The organism is Streptomyces sp. NPDC097595 (assembly GCF_044761525.1).
GTDB classification, from domain to species: domain Bacteria; phylum Actinomycetota; class Actinomycetes; order Streptomycetales; family Streptomycetaceae; genus Streptomyces; species Streptomyces drozdowiczii_A.
Map to the genome: position 1 here is coordinate 267,619 of NZ_JBIWCN010000002.1, position 16,320 is coordinate 283,938.

Genomic DNA, 16,320 nt, shown 5'->3' on the forward strand with positions numbered 1-16,320 from the left:
CATGAACCGCACCACGCCCGCGACCGTCACCGACGGCGAGAAGACGACCGACGAGCCGACCGAGACCACGGAGACGACCGAGAAGACCGACCGCGCCGTCGCGGAGAACCCGGAACCGCGGGACCAGGACGAGACGACCCCGGCGGACGAGCCGGAAGTCGTCGAGGAGACCGACGACGACGCCGACGAGGAGACCTCCGGGGGGCTCGCCGCCGCCTCCGCCGCCGTCGTCTCCGCCGGACTCGGCGTCGTCGGGCTCACCGGCGCCTGGAGCGGCCGGGTCGCCGCCGAGCGCGAGACCCTGATCGGCCAGATCAAGACCTCGTCCGGCGGCTCGGCCGCCCAGCAGATCAACGAGATCTACGGCGACGCCTGGCACTCCACCGCCCTGGTGAACGGCCTCTTCGGCCTCGTCGCCCTGCTGGTCGGCACCTACGTCCTGGTCCGGCCCGCGTTCGGCGCCCCGGCCCGGCAGCCGCAGGCCGGCTGGGTCCGCGCCGTCGCCCGGGGCGGCATCGCCCTCGGCACCCTCGGCGTACTGATCTCCATAGCCATGTACTTCGACCTCATCGTCGCCCTGCCCACTGCGGGCGGCTAGAGCGGCTAGGACGGTTCCGGGGCTCCGGCACCACGGACTAAGGCATGTCCGGGCGGTTTCACCGGTCCTAGGGGTGCTACGGCCCCGGACCTAAGGCGCCCGTACGCCACAGATGCGGAACACGCCCGATGTGGCGCACCCCCCTGGGGGACGAGAGTGGTGGCACGGCGGAGGAACTGCCGCCACCGAGGCCCGCAAGGACCCTCAACCCAGGGGGACATCCCATGTTCGAGTACGAACTCCACAAGGTCATGCACGCCGAACTCCTGCGCCGCGCCGACCTCCAGCGCCTCGCCGGCGAAGCGACCCGCGCCCGCCGCGTCACGCGCCGCGCCGCCCGCCGGACCGCACGCCAGGAGGCGGAGAGGCCGGTGAGTACCAGCGGCGTACGGGACCGGTTCACGCACGCCGCGTAAGGCGGCGGAAGTGGACCGGGGCCGGGGGCCGTTCGGCCCACGGCAAATTCCGTCCGCACGGTCGGACCCGTGTGCGATGCTCGCCCACGTGGAGACCAGGTCAGTCAGCCCCGTGTTCGTCGGCCGCACCGGCGAACTCAACTCGCTCACCGGCGCGCTCACCCGCGCCACCAAGGAACCCTCCGGCCCCGCCGGAGGGTTCTCCGGCGCGCCCCAGGCCCTGCTCATCGGCGGCGAGGCCGGCGTCGGCAAGACCCGCCTCGTCGAGGAGTTCCTCGCCCTCGCCGCCCGCCGTGACGCCGTCGTCGCCGTCGGCGGCTGCGTGGAGATCGGCGCCGACGGCCTGCCGTACGCCCCCTTCTCCACCGCCCTGCGCGCCCTGCGCCGCGCCCTGCCCGACGAGATGGCCGCCGCCTGCGCCGGCCAGGAGGGCGAACTGGCCCGGCTCCTCCCCGAGCTCGGCGAGACCGGCCGCGACGGCAACGACGAGCTCGGCACCGCCCGCCTCTTCGAACTGACCGTCCGGCTCCTGGAACGGATCTCCGCCGACCGGGCCGTCGTCCTCGTCCTGGAGGACCTGCACTGGGCGGACTCCTCCACCCGCCACCTCCTCGCCTACCTCTTCCGCACCCTGCGCAGCGGCCGCCTCGTCGTCGTCGGCACCTACCGCGCCGACGACATCCACCGCCGCCACCCCCTGCGCCCCCTCCTCGCGGAGATCGACCGGCTCCGCACGGTCCGCCGCATCGAACTCTCCCGGTTCACCCGCTCCGAGGTCCGCCGCCAGCTCGCCGGCATCCTCGCGGACACCCCCGACCCCGCCCTGGTGGACGAGATATTCGAGCGCTCCGACGGCAACGCCTTCTTCGTGGAGGAGCTGGCCTGCATCCTGGAGTGCGGCGACGGGGACGGCGACGGCCTGCCCGACTCGCTGCGCGACCTCCTCCTCGTCCGGGTCGAGACCCTGTCCCCGGACGCCCAGAAGGTCGCCCGGATCGTCGCCGAGGGCGGCTCCGCCGTCGAGTACGAACTGCTCGCCGCCGTCGCCGGACTCAGCGAGGACGACCTCATCGCCGCGCTGCGCACCGCCGTCGGCGCCAACCTGCTCCTGACCACCCCCGAGGGCGACGGCTACCGCTTCCGCCACTCCCTGGTCCGCGAGGCCGTCAGCGACGACCTGCTCCCCGGCGAGCGCTCCCGCCTCAACCGGCGGTACGCACAGGCGCTGGAGGCCGACCCCGCCCTCGTCCCCGCCGACGAGCGCGCGACCCGCCTCGCCAGCTACTGGTACGGCGCGCACGACGCCGCCAAGGCGCTGCCCGCCGTCCTCAAGGCATCGGTCCGGGCCCGCCGCCGCAACGCCTACGCCGAGCAGCTGCGCCTCCTCGAACGGGCCTTGGAGCTGTGGGACGACGTCCCCGAGGACGTCCGCCGCACCCTGCGCCCCATCGACTACGCCGAGGTCTACCCGACCTGCGGGCGGGACGCCTCGACCCCGCTGACCTATCTCGACCTGATGGCCGAGGCCACCGTCGCCGCCCGCCTCGGCGGAGAGCGCGAACGGGCCTTCGCCGTCTGCAAGAAGGCCCTGCGCCTCCTGGAGGGCGAGGACGACGCGCTGCGCGCCGCCTGGTTCTGGGTCCAGCGCTCCCGCCTCGTCCAGGACCTGACGCGCGGCGACGGCTGGGAGGAGCTGGCCACCGCCGAGCGGCTGGTCCGGGGCCTGCCCCCGTCGAAGGTGCACGCCTTCGTCCTGATGCTGGTGGCCGGCTGGGGCGCCCTGCACCGCCCCGGCGCCGAGACCCTGGCCGCCGCCGAACGGGCCGTGGAGTACGCCCAGCTCGTCGGCGACGAGTACATCGGGCTGCACGCCCGGCTCACCCGGGGCTGGCTCAACGCGGACGCGGGCGCCGTGGACGAGGGCATCGCCGAGATGTACACCGTGCGCGACCGGGCCGACGAGCTCGGCCTCATCGACATCATGGGCCGGGCCAGCATCAACCTGCCCTCCACGCTGGAGGCCATGGGCCGCTCCCTGGAAGCGGTGGCCGCCGCCGACCACGGCATCCGCATCTGCCACGAGCACGGAGTCGCGGACATGGAGGCGTGGGTCCGTACCAACCAGGCGATGTCGCTGTTCTCGCTGGGCCGCTGGGACGAGGCCGCGGCCACCACGGAGGCCGCCGCCCGCAAGTCGCTGTCCCGCAAGTCCCAGGGGCTGGTCGCCTCCCGCCGTACCGAACTCGCCGTCGCTCGGGGCGACCTCGCCGAGGCCGAACGGCAACTCGCGCTGACCCGGCGCTGCTTCGGCTCCAGCGACCCCCAGCCCCAGCACTTCATCAACCCCGTACGCCACGCCATCCAGATCGCCGTGCGGCAGGGCCGGCTGCCCGAGGCACGCGCCGCCTTCGAAGCACAGGCCGCCGAGGGCTTCCCCACCGGCACCCAGCGCTACGCCTTCCCCATGCTGCACGCCGTCGCGGCGGCCGAGGCCGACGCACGGGGCCTGCCCGCCACCGAGCCGGGCCGCCCCGCCGTCCTCGGCCTGGTCCGCAGCCACCTCAAGCGGCTGCCGGTCCTCGTCCCGGTCTGGTCCGCCTACGCCCTTTTGGTCGAGGCGGAGCTGGCCAGGGCCGAGGGCACCGACACCCCGGACCACTGGGAGGGCGCCGCCCGGGCGTTCACCCCGCTGCACCGTCCGTACGAGCTTGCGCAGATCCACCACCGCTGGGCGGAGGCGCTGCTCGTCGCCTCCGGTGACCGGGCCGCCGCCACCGGGCTGCTGCGCGACGCGCACACCACCGCCGTCCGGCTCGGGGCCCGCCCGCTCACCGAGACCATCGAGCTGCTGGCCGGCCGCGCCCGCATCGCCCTGGCCGGGACGGGCGGCGAGGCCGAGGAGATCCCGGCCGCGGTCGTCGTCCCGGACGAGCCCGGGCCCGCCCGGGACCCCTCCGACGAGCAACTGCGGGCCGCCGCGGCCGCGGTGGAGTCCTTCGGGCTGACCCCGCGCGAGCAGGACGTCCACCGGCTGGTCGCGGCGGGCCTCACCAACCGCCGGATCGCCGAGGAGCTGTACATCTCGCCGAAGACCGCGAGCGTCCACGTCTCCAACATCCTGGCCAAGCTGGGTGTGACCGGCCGGGGCGAGGCAGCGGCCCTGGCCCACCGGCTGCGGCTCTACCCGGTGCCCGAGCACCGGTGAGGCGTCCGGCGGCTACCTGACCTGCACCAGCAGGATCTTGTCGTCGCCGGGCTTCGGCGTGCCCCGGCTGTCCGTCTCGCTCGTGACCAGCCACAGCTTGTCGCCGCCCGCCGCGAGCACCGTGCGCAGCCGGCCGTACTCGCCCTCCAGGAACGCCTGCGGGTCCGCCAGGGGCTCGTCGGCGGCCCCGTCCTCGCGGGAGAGCGGGATGCGCCACAGCCGTTCGCCCCGCAGCCCGGCCATCCAGATCGAGCCCTTGACGTACGCGATGCCGCTCGGCGACGCCTCGGAGGTCTTCCACTGCGCGACCGGGTCGTGGAAGCCCTTCTGGTGCGCGGTGCCCTCGACGTCCGGCCAGCCGTAGTTGCCGCCCGGCTCGATCAGATTCAGCTCGTCCCAGGTGTCCTGGCCGAACTCGGAGGCCCACAGCCGCTTCTCCGCGTCCCAGGCGAGGCCCTGGACATTGCGGTGCCCGTACGAATACACCACGGAGTCGGCCTCCGGGTTGCCGTGCAGCGGCTCGCCGTCGGGCGTCATCCGCAGGATCTTGCCCGCCAGGGACTTCTGGTCCTGGGCCCGGCCGTCGTCGCCGGTCTCGCCCGTGCCCGCGTACAGCGCGCGGTCCGGGCCGAAGGCGATCCGGCCGCCGTTGTGGATCTGCCCCTTGGGGATGCCGCGCAGGATGGTGTCCGGGGCGCCGAGCAGCTGCCCGGGCGAGCCGTTCTCGTCGTAGATCATGCGGGCGATGCGGTTGTCCGACGCGGTGGTGAAGTACGCGTACACCTGGTGGTCCGTGCCGAAGTCGGGCGATACGGCGAGGCCGAGCAACCCGCCCTCACCGGCCGGGGCGACCCCGGGGACTGTGCCGAGGAGCTTCTTCTTGCCGGTCTTCGCGTCGATCCGGGTGATCGTGCCCTTGTCCCGGGAGCCCACCAGGAGGTCGCCGCCGGGGAGCGCGGCGAGCCCCCAAGGGGACTTCAGCCCCTCGGTGAGCGTCGAGACCACCTTCGCCGAGCCCTTGGCGGGGGGCTGGTCGGCCGGGGGGCGCGAGACGGACGGCGACGGGGAGGGGGACCCGGTGGCCGAGGCGGAGGGGGAGTGGGCCGGTGAACTCGCGCCCGCCGGACTCCCCGCGCCCCCCTCGGAGCTGCACCCGGCGGCCATCAGAAGGGCGCCGGCCGCCAGCACGGCCACCGCGCCCCGCCGCGCCCCCGGGCCGCCCCGGCCGTGCCCCGTAAGCCTCTCGGGCCCCTGCACTGATCCCACCACCACACCTGTCCCTTCAACGGCCGCCTGTCCCCCGTTCTTACACCGATGCCGCCCGGGCCGGGGCGCTTTCCGGACCGGTGTCTAGTCCCAGGACTCGCGCGGCGCCGGCAGGCGGTCGATCTCCGCCAGGTCGCGTTCGGTCAGGGTCAGCCCGGCCGCGCCCGCGTTCTCCACCGCCCAGTCCGCCCGCTTCGTGCCGGGCACCGGCACCACCTGGGGCCCCTGGTGCAGCACCCAGGCCAGGGCCACCTGCGCGGGCGTCGCCCCGTGCCGCTCGGCGACCCGGCGCAGGCCCACCACCAACGGCTGGTTCGCCGCCATCATCTCGGCCGTGAACCGGGGATGCCGGGCCCGCAGATCCTCCGGCTCGAAGCCCTGGCCCGGCGTCAGCGTCCCCGTGAGGAAGCCGTTTCCCAGCGGCATCGCGGCCAGGAAGCCCACGCCCCGGTCCGCGCACCACGGCAGCAGCGACTCCAGCGCCTGCGGCGACCACACCGAGAGCTCCGCCTGCACCGCGCTGACCGGGAAGACCTGCTGCACCCGCTCCAGCTGCCGGATCGTTCCGTCGTGCATCCGGGAACCCGGCCGCCGCGACGCCCGCGCACCGACCGCGCACAGCCCCAGCGCCCGCACCTTCCCCGCGCCCACCAGCTCCGCCATCGCGCCCCAGGTCTCCTCGACGGGCACCTCGGGGTCGGCGCGGTGGAGCTGGTAGAGGTCGATCACATCGGTCTGGAGCCGCCGCAGCGAGGCGTCGCAGGCCCTGCGCACGTACCCCGGCCTGCCATTGGCCACGATGTGCTGATCACCCACCAGGAGCCCGCACTTGGTGGACACGAACGCCTCCGAGCGCCGCCCCTTGAGCGCCCGCCCCACCAGCAGCTCATTGGTGAAGGGGCCGTACATGTCGGCGGTGTCGAGCAGATCGACGCCCGCGTCCAGCGCCGCGTGCACCGCCCGCAGCGCACGGTCGCCCCGCTGCTGCGAGGCGCTGTACGCCCAGCTCATCGGCATGCAGCCGAGACCGACCGCACCCACGGCGAGCGCCGCCGCACCGAGACTCCTGCGCTCCAACTCCCGAACCCCTCCTCGCACCGCCCAACAACCTAACCTCTGCGTCCCGGAGGGCTTCGCATAGCCTCCTGGCCATGACTTCCACCACGCACTCCGCCCCCGCCCCCGAGGTCTGGCTGCCCCTCCCGGCCGACGGGATCGACGGGCTTCCCGAGGGCCTGACGTACCACTTCTGGGACGGCGGGAAGGACTACCCGGCCGACCCCGCCGACTGCGCCTACTACGTCGTCCCCTACATGAAGGGCATGGAGGTCGCGGTCCGCCCGCTCGGTGCGATGAGCCGCGTCCAGGTCGTGCAGACGCTGTCGGCGGGCACCGACCACGTCGAGCCGGGCCTCGCCGGACTCCACGCGGGCGTGCGGGTGTGCAACGCCCAGGGCGTCCACGAGGCGTCCACCGCCGAACTGACCCTCGCGCTGATCCTGGCCTCGCTGCGCGGGTTCCCCGGCTTCGTGCACGGCCAGGACGACGAGGAGTGGCGGTCCGGCTTCTACCCGGCGCTCGCCGACAAGTCCGTGCTGATCGTCGGCTACGGATCGATCGGCTCGGCCATCGAGGACCGGCTCGCGCCGTTCGAGTGCGCGCGGGTCGCACGCGTCGCGCGCTCCGCACGGACAACCGCACGCGGCCCCGTACACACACTCGACGACCTGCCGGCCCTGCTGCCCGAGGCCGATGTGGTCATCCTCTCCACCCCGTTGAACCCCTCCACGCAGGGGCTGGTGGGCGCGGAGTTCCTCGCCGCGATGCGTGACGGGGCGCTCCTGGTCAACGTCGCACGGGGCGGAGTGGTCGACACCAAGGCCCTGTTGTCCGAACTCGAGTCCGGCAGGCTGCACGCCGCCCTCGACGTCACGGACCCGGAACCGCTGCCTTCCGGCCATCCCCTCTGGCATGCTCCGAACGTCCTCATCACGCCGCACGTCGGCGGCAGCACCTCCGCGTTCCTGCCGCGCGCCAAGCGGCTGATCGCCGGACAGCTCACCCGCTTCGCCGCGGGACAGCCGCTGGACAACGTCGTACGCACCACCGGGTGACCACACAACGAGCACATTCGGCTCCCCTCCGTGGCCACAACACCGCAGGTAGTCACGGAGAGTAGAGGGACTATGTCCCTGAGTGACGAGTCTGGTGTATCGTCCCGAAAGGGGTGTCGCGCCGTGGCAGGGACGGCGCCGGGGAGCCAGCCACACGCGAGGGGGCGACGGGCGATGGACGGCCGATGGGCGAACGATCCGACACGACGGAGCCGGCGACGGCGCGCGGAGGGCCCGGTGAGCCGGCGCCGCAGCCGGCCGGGCACCTCGGGAGGGCCGCGGTGAGCGCCCCGGTGAGCACCCGCGGAGCGTTCCTCGCCCGGCAGTCCGGGACCGGCCGCACCTCCGCGCTGCTCCCGCAGCTCGCCCTCGGCCTCGTCTGCGGCGGTTACGCGGTGGGCGCGGCCACCGGCTGGGGCTCGGCCCAGCTCGCCCTGTTCATGGGGGACTTCGGCCTCAGCGCCGCCGCCCTCGCCGCCGCAGTCTCCTGCTTCCTCTTCGCCCGCGTCGCCGACCCGCGATTCCGCCCGGCCTGGCTGCTGTTCGCGCTCTCCTCGCTGATGGCGGCCGGCGGCAACGCCGTCTGGGGCTGGTACGAGTGCGTGCGCGAGGTCCGGGTCCCGAGCCCGTCCCCCGCCGACGTCTTCTTCCTCTGCTTCGCGCCGCCCGCCATCGTCGGACTCCTCGTCCTCGCCAAGCGGCCCGTCACCCGCGCCGGCTGGGTCTGCCTGGCCCTCGACTCCTGGCTGATCGGCGGTTCGCTGCTCACCCTGTCCTGGAGCCTCGCCCTCGCCCACACCGCGCACGTCGCGGACATCGAGGGCGACAGCGTGGCCCGCGCCGCGCTCTCGCTCGCCTACCCGCTGCTCGACATCGTGCTCGTCTCGATGGTCCTCGCCCTGCACTTCCGGCGCTCCAGCGTCAACCGCGCCGCGGTGAACACCGCCATCGCCGCGCTCGCCCTGACCGTGCTGTGCGACGCCCTGTTCACCTCGCCGCTGCTCCGCCAGACCTACCACTCCGGCCAGTTGCTCGACGCCGGCTGGTTCGCCGGCTCGCTGCTCCTCGCGTACGCCCCCTGGGGCGCCGCGCGCGACGCGGACAACGCTGTCCAGGCCGAGGACGAGCGCGCGGACCCGGCCGCCCCGGGCGCCGCCGGCCGCCCCATCGCCGGCTCCCTGGCCGCGCTGACCCCGTATCTCGCCGCGGCCGTCTGCACCCTGGGCATCCTGTACAACGTGATCGAGGGCCGCCGGGTGGACCGCGTCGTCGTGCTCACCGGGTGCACGGTGGTCCTCGCCCTCGTCGTCCGCCAGGGCATCATGCTCCTCGACAACATCGCCCTCACCCAGGAACTGGCGCAGAAGGAGAACCACTTCCGCTCCCTGGTGCAGGGCTCCAGCGACGTCATCATGATCGCCGCCCCCAGTGGCGTCCTGCGCTACGTCAGCCCCGCCGCCGCCGGTGTCTACGGGCGCGAAGCGGACGAGCTGGTCGGCGCCGAGCTGTCCTCGATCATCCACCCCGACGACCTCGGCCGCGTCGTCCACGAGGTCCGCCGCTTCCTCGCCGCCCCGCCCGGCGAGGAGCCCACCACCCGCATCGAGTGCCGCTTCCGGTCCGGCTCCGGCGACTGGCTCAACGTCGAGTCCACCGTCAACCGGCACCAGGGCGGCCTGATCCTCAACAGCCGGGACGTCACCGAACGCGTCCGCCTCCAGGCCCAGTTGCAGCACAACGCCGAGCACGACCCGCTCACCGACCTGCCCAACCGGGCCCTGTTCACCTCCCGGGTCCGCCAAGCGCTCTCCGGCCGCCGCGCCGGGGACGCGGGCACCGCCGTCCTCTTCATCGACCTGGACGGCTTCAAGGCGGCCAACGACCGGCTCGGCCACCAGGCGGGCGACGAACTGCTCGTCCAGGCCGCCCGCCGCCTCCACGAGTCCGTCCGCTCCGGGGACACCGCCGCCCGCCTCGGGGGCGACGAGTTCGCCGCCCTCATCGTCGGCGACGCCGGCCGCGAGCAGGACGCCCGCGAGTGCCAGGTCCACGAGATCGCCGACCGGCTGCGCCTCACGCTCTCCGAGCCGTACCGCGTCGGCGACGGCGAGGTCCGGGTCACCGCCTCCATCGGCGTCGCCTTCGCCGAGCCCGGCATCACCCCCAACGACCTCATGCGCAACGCGGACCTCGCCATGTACCGCGCCAAGGCCGGCGGCAAGAACCGCGTCGAGCTGTACGCCCCGCAGATGCAGGCCGACGTGGTCCGCCGCTCCGAGCTGGCGACCCGGCTGCGCGGCGCCCTGCGCGACGGCGAGTTCGCGCTCCTCCACCAGCCCGTGGTGCACCTCGCCACCGGCCGGGTCGCCGCCGTCGCCGCCCAGGCCCGCTGGCGCTCCGCCCAGGGCATCCTGTTCACGCCCGCCGAGTTCCTGAGGATCTCCGAGGACGGCGACCGCACCGCCGAGCTCGGCCGCTGGCTCCTCGAAGAGGCCGTCGAGCAGGCCGCCGACCGGGCCAGGGCCGGCCACCGGACCGCGGTCTCCGTCCGCCTCCCGGCCCGCCGGCTGCTCGACCGGAGCTTCCCGGCCGGCTCCGTCGAGGCGCTGCTCACGCGCTACGGGCTGCCCTCCGGGGCGCTGATGATCGAGGTGGCGGACAGCGACCCCCGGGTCCCCTTCGAGGACCTGGAACAGCGCCTGGCCGCGCTGCGCCGGCTGGGCGTCCGGATCGCGCTCGACGGCTTCGGCAGCGGTTACGCCGCGATCAACGCCCTGCGCCGCCTCCCCATCGACGTGCTCAAGCTGGACCGGGGCCTGGTGGAGGGCGTCGTGGAGTCGGCCCGGCTGCACAAGATCACCAGCGGGCTGCTCAGGATCGCCTGCGACCTCGGCATGCAGTCCGTGGCCGACGGCGTGGACGTCCCGGAGCAGGTCCTCGCCCTGCGCGCCATGGGCTGTACGCACGGCCAGGGCGCGGCCTTCTCGGGGCCGCTGGACGAGTACCGGCTGCGCCGCGCCCTGGTCCGGGGCACCTTCCCGGTGCCCGCCGGGGTGCCCGCGCAGAAGGTCCTCACGGGCGGCGCGATCCCGTCGCTCAGCCGCTCACATGGTGAGACACCCGTCCCACCCACTTGACACTCCGCGTGCGTCGGAGAGAGGGTCAATGCCATGCGCACCCGAATTCTCGTACTTGGAAAGCGCGTCGGCTGAAGCAGAGTCCCTCCATGACACTCTGCGGACCGCACCGGCGCGCTCCCCTCGCTTGCCTCACGGCACGAGGGGTTTTTTGTTGCACCGGACCAGGCAAAACGTCGTAAAACACTCGCAAAAAACCTCAGCTTCGAGAAGAGAATGCCGATGACCGAGCAGGCCACCGGGGCCCACCATCCCCAGCCGCGGGCCCGTACCGGCGGATCCCCCTCCGCCACCGTTGAGCACGTCACGGGTGCGCAGTCCCTCATCCGCTCCCTCGAAGAGGTGGGCGCCGACACGGTATTCGGTCTTCCCGGCGGCTGCATTCTCCCGGCGTACGACCCGCTGATGGACTCCACCCGGGTCCGCCACATCCTGGTCCGGCACGAGCAGGGCGCGGGTCACGCGGCCACCGGGTACGCGCAGGCCACCGGCAAGGTCGGCGTCTGCATGGTCACCTCGGGTCCCGGCGCCACCAACCTCGTCACCCCGATCGCCGACGCGGCCATGGACTCGGTGCCGATGGTCGCGATCACCGGTCAGGTGGCCTCCGGCGCCATCGGTACCGACGCCTTCCAGGAAGCGGACATCTGCGGCATCACCATGCCGATCACGAAGCACAACTTCCTGGTCACCCGCGCCGAGGACATCGCGCACACGATCGCCGAGGCGTTCCACATCGCCTCCACCGGCCGCCCGGGCCCGGTCCTGGTCGACATCGCCAAGGACGCGCTCCAGTCGAAGACCACCTTCAGCTGGCCGCCGGTCATGGACCTGCCCGGCTACCGCCCGGTGACCAAGCCGCACGCCAAGCAGATCCGCGAGGCCGCCAAGCTCATCACCCAGGCCAAGCGCCCGGTGCTCTACGTGGGCGGCGGCGTGATCAAGGCCGGGGCCACCGCCGAACTCAAGGTGCTGGCCGAGCTGACCGGAGCGCCCGTCACCACCACCCTGATGGCGCTCGGCTCCTTCCCCGACAGCCACCCGCTGCACGTGGGAATGCCCGGGATGCACGGTGCGGTCACCGCCGTCACCGCGCTCCAGAAGGCCGACCTGATCGTCGCCCTCGGCGCCCGCTTCGACGACCGCGTCACCGGCAAGCTCGACAGCTTCGCCCCGTACGCCAAGATCGTCCACGCGGACATCGACCCGGCGGAGATCGGCAAGAACCGCGCCGCCGACGTCCCGATCGTGGGCGACGCCCGCGAGGTCATCGCCGACCTCGTCCAGGCCGTCCAGGCCGAGCACACCGAGGGCAACACCGGCGACTACAGCGCGTGGTGGAAGGACCTCAACCGCTGGCGCGAGACCTACCCGCTCGGCTACGACCTCCCCGAGGACGGCAGCCTCTCGCCGCAGCAGGTCATCCAGCGCATCGGCGAGCTCGCCCCGCCGGACACGATCTTCGCCGCGGGCGTCGGCCAGCACCAGATGTGGGCCTCGCACTTCATCCAGTACGAGCAGCCCGCCACCTGGCTCAACTCCGGCGGCGCCGGGACCATGGGCTACGCGGTCCCGGCCGCGATGGGCGCCAAGGCCGGCATGCCCGACCGCACGGTCTGGGCGATCGACGGCGACGGCTGCTTCCAGATGACCAATCAGGAGCTCACCACCTGCGCCCTGAACAACATCCCGGTCAAGATCGCCATCATCAACAACGGCGCGCTCGGGATGGTCCGCCAGTGGCAGACCCTGTTCTACAACCAGCGGTACTCCAACACCGTGCTGCACGCGGGCCCGGACGGCGAGACCCCGCCGAACAAGGGCACCCGCATCCCGGACTTCGTGAAGCTGAGCGAGGCCATGGGCTGCCACGCGATCCGCTGCGAGGACCCGGCCGACCTGGACAAGGTCATCGCCGAGGCCAACGCGATCAACGACCGCCCGGTCGTCATCGACTTCATCGTCCACGAGGACGCCATGGTGTGGCCGATGGTCGCCGCCGGCACCTCCAACGACGAGGTCATGGCCGCCCGTGGCGTCCGCCCCGACTTCGGCGACAACGAAGACGACTGAGAGACAGAGAGAGACCGACTTCATGTCCACCAAGCACACGCTCTCCGTCCTGGTCGAGAACAAGCCGGGTGTCCTGGCCCGGATCACCGCCCTGTTCTCCCGCCGCGGCTTCAACATCGACTCGCTCGCGGTCGGCACCACCGAACACCCCGACATCTCGCGCATCACCATCGTCGTGAATGTCGACGACCTGCCCCTGGAGCAGGTCACCAAGCAGCTCAACAAGCTGGTCAACGTCCTCAAGATCGTCGAACTCGAGCCGTCCGCTGCGATCCAGCGCGAGCTCGTCCTGGTGAAGGTCCGCGCCGACAGCGAGACCCGCTCCCAGATCGTCGAGATCGTCCAGCTGTTCCGCGCCAAGACCGTCGACGTCTCGCCCGAGGCCGTCACGATCGAGGCGACCGGCGGCGCCGACAAGCTGGAGGCGATGCTCAAGATGCTGGAGCAGTACGGCATCAAGGAGCTCGTCCAGTCCGGCACCATCGCCATAGGGCGCGGCGCGCGCTCGATCACCGACCGTTCCCTGCGCGCCCTCGACCGCTCGGCGTAAACCATCCCGAGGTCCCGCCGCGCCGCTCGTATGGCGAGACCCGAAAACTTCATCGACGCACCCCGCCGTACGGTGGGACGCAACACCTGCACACCAAGGAGAAGACCCAGTGGCCGAGCTGTTCTACGACGACGATGCCGACCTGTCCATCATCCAGGGCCGCAAGGTCGCGGTCATCGGCTACGGCAGCCAGGGCCACGCCCACGCGCTGTCGCTGCGTGACTCGGGTGTCGACGTCCGTGTCGGTCTGCACGAGGGTTCCAAGTCCAAGGCCAAGGCCGAGGAGCAGGGCCTGCGCGTGGTGACCCCGTCCGAGGCCGCCGCCGAGGCCGACGTCATCATGATCCTCGTCCCGGACCCGATCCAGGCCCAGGTCTACGAGGAGTCCATCAAGGACAACCTCAAGAAGGGCGACGCGCTGTTCTTCGGCCACGGCCTGAACATCCGCTTCGACTTCATCAAGCCGCCGGCCGACGTCGACGTCTGCATGGTCGCCCCCAAGGGCCCGGGCCACCTGGTCCGCCGCCAGTACGAGGAGGGCCGCGGCGTTCCGTGCATCGTGGCCGTCGAGCAGGACGCCACGGGCAACGGCCTGGCGCTCGCCCTCTCGTACGCCAAGGGCATCGGCGGCACCCGGGCCGGCGTCATCAAGACGACCTTCACCGAGGAGACCGAGACCGACCTCTTCGGCGAGCAGGCCGTCCTCTGCGGTGGCACCGCCGCCCTGGTGAAGGCCGGTTTCGAGACCCTGACCGAGGCCGGTTACCAGCCGGAGATCGCGTACTTCGAGTGCCTGCACGAGCTGAAGCTCATCGTGGACCTCATGTACGAGGGCGGCCTGGAGAAGATGCGCTGGTCCATCTCGGAGACCGCCGAGTGGGGCGACTACGTCACCGGCCCGCGCATCATCACGGACGCCACCAAGGCCGAGATGAAGAAGGTTCTCGCCGAGATCCAGGACGGCACCTTCGCCAAGAACTGGATGGCCGAGTACCACAACGGCCTGCCCAAGTACAACGAGTACAAGAAGGCCGACGAGAACCACCTCCTGGAGACCACCGGCCGTGAGCTGCGCAAGCTCATGAGCTGGGTCAACGACGAGGACGCGTAACGCCCCGGCGCCGGGGGCGGGGTCAGTCCCGCCCCCGGCGCCCACGCACTCGTGCGGGTGATCCTTCCGAAGGGGCGCTGATCGGGGTCTCGCGCATGACTACACTGCTCCACATATACGCGTCAGGCCCACAGTGTCGTGCGTCTTCCACGCGGCAAGCCCCTCCACGCCTGCGGCCGTCGGGACGGCCGTCCGCACTGGATCTGTGAGGACTCACGTGAGCTCGAAACCTGTCGTACTCATCGCTGAAGAGCTGTCGCCCGCCACGGTGGACGCCCTGGGCCCGGACTTCGAGATCCGGCACTGCAACGGCGCGGACCGCGCCGAGCTCCTCCCCGCCATCGCCGATGTCGACGCCATCCTGGTGCGCTCCGCCACCAAGGTCGACGCCGAGGCCATCGCCGCCGCGAAGAAGCTGAAGGTCGTCGCCCGCGCGGGCGTCGGTCTGGACAACGTCGACGTCTCCGCCGCCACCAAGGCCGGCGTCATGGTCGTGAACGCCCCGACCTCCAACATCGTCACCGCCGCCGAGCTGGCCTGCGGTCTGCTCGTGGCCACCGCCCGCCACATCCCGCAGGCCAACACCGCCCTGAAGAACGGCGAGTGGAAGCGCTCGAAGTACACCGGCGTCGAGCTGAGCGAGAAGACCCTCGGCGTCGTCGGCCTCGGCCGCATCGGCGTCCTGGTCGCCCAGCGCATGTCCGCCTTCGGCATGAAGATCGTCGCCTACGACCCCTACGTGCAGCCGGCGCGCGCCGCGCAGATGGGCGTCAAGCTCCTCTCCCTGGACGAGCTCCTTGAGGTGGCCGACTTCATCACCGTGCACCTCCCGAAGACCCCGGAGACGCTGGGCCTGATCGGCGACGAGGCGCTGCACAAGGTGAAGCCCACGGTGCGCATCGTCAACGCCGCGCGCGGCGGCATCGTGGACGAGGAGGCGCTCGCCTCCGCGCTCAAGGAGGGCCGCGTCGCCGGCGCCGGCCTCGACGTGTACGCGAAGGAGCCCTGCACGGACTCCCCGCTCTTCCAGTTCGACCAGGTCGTCTGCACCCCGCACCTCGGCGCCTCCACCGACGAGGCCCAGGAGAAGGCGGGCATCGCGGTCGCCAAGTCGGTGCGCCTCGCGCTCGCCGGTGAGCTCGTCCCGGACGCGGTCAACGTCCAGGGCGGCGTCATCGCCGAGGACGTGCGCCCGGGCCTCCCGCTCGCCGAGAAGCTGGGCCGGATCTTCACCGCACTGGCCGGCGAGGTCGCCGCCCGCCTCGACGTCGAGGTGTACGGCGAGATCACCCAGCACGACGTCAAGGTGCTCGAACTCTCCGCGCTCAAGGGCGTGTTCGAGGACGTCGTGGACGAGACCGTGTCCTATGTGAACGCTCCGCTGTTCGCCCAGGAGCGCGGGGTCGAGGTCCGCCTCACCACCAGCTCCGAGTCGCCCGAGCACCGCAATGTGGTCACCGTCCGGGGCACCCTCTCCGACGGCCAGGAGGTGGCGGTCTCCGGCACGCTGGCCGGTCCCAAGCACCTCCAGAAGATCGTCGCGATCGGTGAGCACGACGTGGACCTGGCGCTCGCCGACCACATGATCGTGCTCCGTTACGACGACCGCCCCGGCGTCGTCGGCACGGTCGGCCGCATCCTGGGCGAGGCCGGTCTGAACATCGCGGGCATGCAGGTCTCCCGCGCCGACGTGGGCGGCGAGGCGCTCGTCGTCCTCACCGTGGACGACGACGTCCCGGCGGCCGTGCTGACCGAGATCTCCTCGGAGATCGGCGCCGCGTCGGCCCGCTCGGTGAACCTCACCGACTGACCTCGGGTCTCACGAGTCCCACCCGTACCCGGTATGTAGA

General features: G+C 72.3%; 11 protein-coding genes. 9 read left to right on the plus strand and 2 right to left on the minus strand.

Annotated elements, in window-relative coordinates; all coding sequences use genetic code 11:
• Nucleotide 1: 1 nt before the first annotated feature.
• The 3 genes from ACIQZN_RS03845 (at nucleotide 2) to ACIQZN_RS03855 (ending at nucleotide 4,219) form a co-directional block, all read left to right on the plus strand.
• Nucleotides 2-598, plus strand: a complete 597-nt coding sequence (locus ACIQZN_RS03845) for a hypothetical protein (RefSeq protein ID WP_403988029.1) — start codon at nucleotides 2-4, stop codon at nucleotides 596-598.
• Nucleotides 599-822: 224 nt separating this feature from the next.
• Nucleotides 823-1,014: a hypothetical protein gene (locus ACIQZN_RS03850; protein WP_403988032.1), complete on the plus strand. Its 192-nt coding sequence runs from the start codon at nucleotides 823-825 to the stop codon at nucleotides 1,012-1,014.
• Nucleotides 1,015-1,090: 76 nt separating this feature from the next.
• Entirely contained in the window at nucleotides 1,091-4,219 is a 3,129-nt protein-coding gene (locus ACIQZN_RS03855; protein WP_403988035.1) for an AAA family ATPase, read from the plus strand.
• Between the two features lie 12 nt (nucleotides 4,220-4,231).
• Here ACIQZN_RS03855 and ACIQZN_RS03860 read toward each other — a convergent pair whose 3' ends face one another.
• The gene (locus ACIQZN_RS03860; RefSeq protein ID WP_403988447.1) at nucleotides 4,232-5,413 is read right to left on the minus strand and encodes a PQQ-dependent sugar dehydrogenase; all 1,182 of its coding nucleotides are present in this window, start codon (nucleotides 5,411-5,413) and stop codon (nucleotides 4,232-4,234) included.
• Between the two features lie 156 nt (nucleotides 5,414-5,569).
• Complete coding sequence (locus ACIQZN_RS03865) at nucleotides 5,570-6,562, minus strand: aldo/keto reductase (RefSeq protein WP_161211985.1); 993 nt, start codon at nucleotides 6,560-6,562, stop codon at nucleotides 5,570-5,572.
• 74 nt (nucleotides 6,563-6,636) lie between these two features.
• Between ACIQZN_RS03865 and ACIQZN_RS03870 the strand changes: the two genes are divergently transcribed.
• From ACIQZN_RS03870 to serA, 6 genes are all read left to right on the plus strand, one after another.
• Nucleotides 6,637-7,599, plus strand: a complete 963-nt coding sequence (locus ACIQZN_RS03870) for a 2-hydroxyacid dehydrogenase (protein ID WP_403988039.1) — start codon at nucleotides 6,637-6,639, stop codon at nucleotides 7,597-7,599.
• Between the two features lie 293 nt (nucleotides 7,600-7,892).
• A complete protein-coding gene (locus tag ACIQZN_RS03875) occupies nucleotides 7,893-10,736 on the plus strand; it encodes a putative bifunctional diguanylate cyclase/phosphodiesterase (RefSeq protein WP_403988042.1) in 2,844 nt (947 codons plus the stop codon).
• A 216-nt stretch (nucleotides 10,737-10,952) separates the two neighbouring features.
• Nucleotides 10,953-12,809: an acetolactate synthase large subunit gene (locus tag ACIQZN_RS03880; RefSeq protein WP_403988045.1), complete on the plus strand. Its 1,857-nt coding sequence runs from the start codon at nucleotides 10,953-10,955 to the stop codon at nucleotides 12,807-12,809.
• A 22-nt stretch (nucleotides 12,810-12,831) separates the two neighbouring features.
• Nucleotides 12,832-13,359 (plus strand): acetolactate synthase small subunit, encoded by a 528-nt coding sequence (ilvN, locus tag ACIQZN_RS03885; RefSeq protein WP_403988048.1) that lies wholly within the window; start codon nucleotides 12,832-12,834, stop codon nucleotides 13,357-13,359.
• A gap of 109 nt (nucleotides 13,360-13,468) precedes the next feature.
• Nucleotides 13,469-14,470, plus strand: coding sequence for a ketol-acid reductoisomerase (gene ilvC, locus ACIQZN_RS03890; protein WP_093705943.1), 1,002 nt, complete (start codon nucleotides 13,469-13,471; stop codon nucleotides 14,468-14,470).
• 217 nt (nucleotides 14,471-14,687) lie between these two features.
• The gene (gene serA, locus ACIQZN_RS03895; protein WP_403988051.1) at nucleotides 14,688-16,280 is read left to right on the plus strand and encodes a phosphoglycerate dehydrogenase; all 1,593 of its coding nucleotides are present in this window, start codon (nucleotides 14,688-14,690) and stop codon (nucleotides 16,278-16,280) included.
• Nucleotides 16,281-16,320 lie beyond the last annotated feature (40 nt).